This is a genomic window from Mycobacterium sp., assembly GCF_049647605.1.
Lineage (GTDB): Bacteria > Actinomycetota > Actinomycetes > Mycobacteriales > Mycobacteriaceae > Mycobacterium.
Genome location: NZ_JBARXZ010000166.1, coordinates 1 through 2,765, shown reverse-complemented (window position 1 = coordinate 2,765; position 2,765 = coordinate 1). Strand labels below are relative to the sequence as shown.

Sequence of the window (2,765 nt, the reverse complement as noted above, 5' to 3'; positions counted from 1 at the left end):
GCAGAGCCAGGGCGTCGAACCGGTCCCGATGGGCCCGGTACAGGGCGTCCCGCACCGCCGCGGTCTTACGTGCCCAGCCCGCGTCGTCGATGCCGGTGCCCCGACCCACCGCCGCCACCGGCTCGGTGTTGGTCAGCGCGGCGATCAGCACCGTTGCCGCGGTGGTGTTCCCGATCCCCATGTCACCGGCGATCAACAGGTCGGCACCCGCGTCGACCTCGTCATCGGCGATACGCGCGCCGGCCCGGACGGCCGCGACGGTCTGGTCCTCGGTGAGGGCATCCTCGACGGCGATGTTGCCGCTCGAGCGCCGCACCTTGTGTGCCGTGATCGGCCCCGAAAACCCGTCCTCGGCCTCGACGTCCACCGCGATGTCGACAACACGCACCGCCGCACCCGCCACTTCGGCCAGCACGTTGACCGCCGCCCCGCCCGCGTCGATATTGGCGACCATCTGCGCCGTCACCTCCGGAGGGAAAGCCGACACCCCCGTGCGGGCGACACCATGGTCGCCGGCAAAAACCACCACTCGGGCACGTTCGAATTGCCGTGGCGGACAGCTACCCTGGCATCCCGCCACCCACACCGACAGCGCCTCCAGCCGCCCCAGGGAGCCCGGCGGCTTGGTGAGCATGTCCTGTCGGGCGGTAGCAGCGGCCGCGGCGTCGGCATCAGGGGCCACCACCGCGGCGAACAACGATGCGGAATCCATTTATCGCCTCTGCGGTTTGATCGTCAGCGCCTGGCCTGCGACCACCAGCACCACCCGGTCACAGGCCCCGGCCAGCCGCTGGTTCAACGAACCGAGCGCGTCGGTGAACATCCGGCCGGCCTCGGTGGCGGAGACGACGGTCAACCCGACCTCCGGACTGACCAACACCAGCGGCGACTCGAACGTCCGGACCGCCTCCATCAGCTCGTCGACCTCCTCGCTGATGGAACCGCCACCCCAGACATTCTGGCGATCCATGGCCGCGGTGAGCCAGTTCCCGACATCGTCGACCAGCGTCGCCACATCCGGGCCGGCACGCAGTTCGGTTGCCACATCCGGGCTCTCGGCAGTGGACCAGTGTGGTGGCCGCCGCAGCTGATGGGCCGCAACCCGGGCCGACCAGGCGGGATCACCGTCATTGTCAGACGGACTCAGACCGGTGGCGAGATAGCGCACCGGCAGGTCGGCGGCCGCCTCGGCGATCGCCTCCTCAGCCCAGCGTGACTTGCCCGACCGGATACCACCGAGAACTAGCGTGCGCACGTGAGGCGATCAGACGATTTTGTCGCCGCGATTGACCATCGGCCGCGGCGCCCGCATCCGGCGCAACTGAGAAGCCCGTCCGGCGGCGTAGAAGCCGAGCTTGAACCGGCCCTCGGTGTTGTCGGGGAACTTCACGTCGACCGCGTTGTTGACCTTGCGGGCCAGCAGGATCCCGTCGATCATCATGATCGCCATCAGCAGCAGCATTCCCGGCGAGATGTAGAACTGCACCTGCGGCACCGCCAGCATCACGAAGATCAGGAACAGCGCGGCGGGCATGAACAGCCCCAGCAGGTTCCGGCGGGCATCGACGATGTCGCGGGCGTAACGGCGCACCGGACCCCGGTCGCGGGGGAGCAGGTAGGCCTCCTCACCCGCCATCATCCGCTCGCGACGCTCATTGGTCACCGAACGTCGTTCGGCACGCTCGGCCTTGCGCTCCTCCTTCGACAGCTTCGGCCCGGCGATCGCCTTACGGCGGGCCCGGGCCTCCTTGCTGGTCATCGGGGCCGGAGCCACCGGTCCGCGACGCTTGGAGGCATCGTTGCGTTTGGGCGTGGGACGGCCCTTGGGGGCGGTACCCGCCGCCGTCGATGTCGCGTCACCGGCGACCTCAGCGGTCGAGTCAGCGGCAGCACCGTCTCCGGCGGAGTCTCCGTCATCTTTGTTACGGCCCAACAGCTTCACACCGCCAGGTTACTTGGGGCGGTCCGTGCCCGGAAATGCACCTGCTGAACGCGGGTCCTACTCTGCACACATGATCGGAGCGAACGAACAACAGCTCAGGGTGCTGATCGCACCGGACTGTTTCGGCGACACCCTGACCGCAGTCGAGGCCGCTCAGGCGATCGCCGTCGGCTGGCAGCGGGGACGACCGGGCGACGAGCTGACGCTGGCTCCGCAATCCGACGGCGGCCCCGGCTTCGTCGGCGTACTGGCCAGCCGGCTCGGCCGGCTCGAGCAGCGCCGGGTGTGTGGCCCCCTGGAATTGCCCGGCGCCGAGACCGTCGACGCGGAATGGGTGTTCGATCCCGACACCGACCCAGCCCGGCCCACCGCCTACATCGAATGCGCCCAGGCCTGCGGTCTGACGCTGCTCGGCGGGCCGCCCACGGTGCAGACCGCGGTGGCCGCCAACACCTACGGGGTGGGGCAGCTGGTCGACGCCGCACTACAGGCCGGTGCCACCAGAATCGCCGTCGGCCTCGGCGGCAGCAGCACCACCGACGGCGGCCGCGGCATGATCGACGCCCTCGGTGGCCTGGATACCGCCAGGCAGCGACTCGCCGGGATCGACCTGATCGTCGCCTCCGACGTCGAACACCCGCTGCTGGGCCCGATGGGCGCCGCCCACGTGTTCGGACCGCAGAAAGGCGCCGACCCCGCCACCGTAGAGCTGCTCGAACAACGTCTCACCGAATGGGGCGCCGAACTCGACCGCGTCGCGGGCCGGCCGATCAGCCGCGACGCCGGGGCCGGAGCGGCGGGCGGGCTGGGTGCGGCACTGCTG

4 protein-coding genes are annotated in these 2,765 nt (G+C 70.0%); 1 reads left to right on the top strand and 3 read right to left on the bottom strand.

The features are described from left to right. The 3 genes from WBB07_RS21715 to WBB07_RS21705 form a co-directional block, all read right to left on the bottom strand. The coding region (locus WBB07_RS21715; RefSeq protein ID WP_526310437.1) for a nicotinate-nucleotide--dimethylbenzimidazole phosphoribosyltransferase at positions 1-712 on the bottom strand (712 nt) is incomplete at its 3' end. Continuing rightward, the gene (locus WBB07_RS21710) at positions 713-1,255 is read right to left on the bottom strand and encodes a bifunctional adenosylcobinamide kinase/adenosylcobinamide-phosphate guanylyltransferase (RefSeq protein WP_526310436.1); all 543 of its coding nucleotides are present in this window, start codon (positions 1,253-1,255) and stop codon (positions 713-715) included. A gap of 9 nt (positions 1,256-1,264) precedes the next feature. Then, positions 1,265-1,942, bottom strand: a complete 678-nt coding sequence (locus WBB07_RS21705; protein WP_526310435.1) for a DUF3043 domain-containing protein — start codon at positions 1,940-1,942, stop codon at positions 1,265-1,267. 70 nt (positions 1,943-2,012) lie between these two features. Between WBB07_RS21705 and WBB07_RS21700 the strand changes: the two genes are divergently transcribed. Continuing rightward, a partial coding sequence (locus WBB07_RS21700) for a glycerate kinase (RefSeq protein ID WP_526310434.1) occupies positions 2,013-2,765 on the top strand: 753 nt, incomplete at its 3' end.